Raw genomic sequence first — 1,206 nt, forward strand, 5'->3', positions numbered from 1 at the left:
TGTATTAGTTCTGACTAGATCTGACACTTCAATTTGAAATGAAGAGAGTTACCCACTTTGATTAAAGGTGCTGAATCCGTAATCAAAGACAATAAGAGGTAACTCTCATGCTTCATACTAGCAATCCAATCATTAAACACAAAGCTGGCCTTCTCAATCTTGCAGAAGAACTCGGCAATATATCCAGAGCCTGTAAGGTCATGGGCGTCTCCAGAGACACTTTCTATCGTTATCAAGAGTTAGTCGAGACTGGTGGTATCGATGCACTTATTAATCAGAGCCGTAGAACACCAAACTTGAAGAATCGTGTCGATAGTGAAATTGAACAGGCTGTTCTCAAGTACGCCATTGATTTCCCTGCTCACGGACAAGTCAGAACAAGCAATGAACTACGTAAACTGGGTGTGTTTATCTCCCCAAGTGGCGTTCGCTCAATCTGGCTTCGTAATGATCTAGAGAACTTCAAGAAACGCCTTATCGCACTGGAGAAGCAGGTCGCTGAGAACGGTATCATCTTAACTGATGAGCAAGTTGCCGCCCTTGAGCGCAAGAAGCTCGATGATGAGGTTTGTGGTGAGATAGAAACAGCACATCCAGGTTATCTCGGCTCTCAAGACACTTTCTATGTTGGCAATTTGAAAGGTGTTGGACGCATCTATCAACAAACCTTCGTTGATACCTACAGCAAAGTCGCCTTTGCCAAGCTCTACACAACAAAAACACCGATCACCGCTGCTGATATGTTGAATGACAAAGTTCTACCGTTCTTCGAGGCTCAGGAGCTACCAATGCTTAGAATTTTAACTGACCGAGGCACTGAATACTGCGGTCGAGTCGAGCAACACGATTACCAGCTTTATTTAGCGATCAATGATATCGACCACACCAAGACTAAGGCCATGTCGCCACAAACAAACGGGATCTGCGAGCGCTTCCACAAGACCATATTGAATGAGTTCTACCAAGTGACGTTCAGAAAGAAACTGTATAGTTCGATGGAAGAGTTACAGAAAGATCTGGACGAATGGATGGACTACTACAACAATCATCGTACCCATCAAGGAAAAATGTGCTGCGGCAGAACGCCAATAGAAACATTAGAGGATGGGAAATCAATCTGGGCAGAGAAGAATCTAGCTCAGATATAATCTGACAGGCACCGAGTTGAAAAGTGGGTAACTGTCAGATCAGGTCTGAATTAGTACA

General features: G+C 43.9%; 1 protein-coding gene. It reads left to right on the top strand.

Translation table 11 applies throughout. The features are described from left to right. Positions 1–107: 107 nt before the first annotated feature. Complete coding sequence (locus IFO68_RS21805; protein WP_192017845.1) at positions 108–1,148, top strand: IS481 family transposase; 1,041 nt, start codon at positions 108–110, stop codon at positions 1,146–1,148. The last annotated feature ends 58 nt before the right edge of the window (positions 1,149–1,206 follow it).

Origin of the sequence: Photobacterium arenosum (assembly GCF_014841115.1) — a bacterium.
Taxonomy (GTDB): domain Bacteria; phylum Pseudomonadota; class Gammaproteobacteria; order Enterobacterales; family Vibrionaceae; genus Photobacterium; species Photobacterium arenosum.

What these genes read in the sequence shown, in the direction of transcription:
- IFO68_RS21805 (WP_192017845.1), top strand. Translation starts at nt 108, where the DNA reads ATGCTTCATACTAGCAATCCAATCATTAAACACAAAGCTGGCCTTCTC.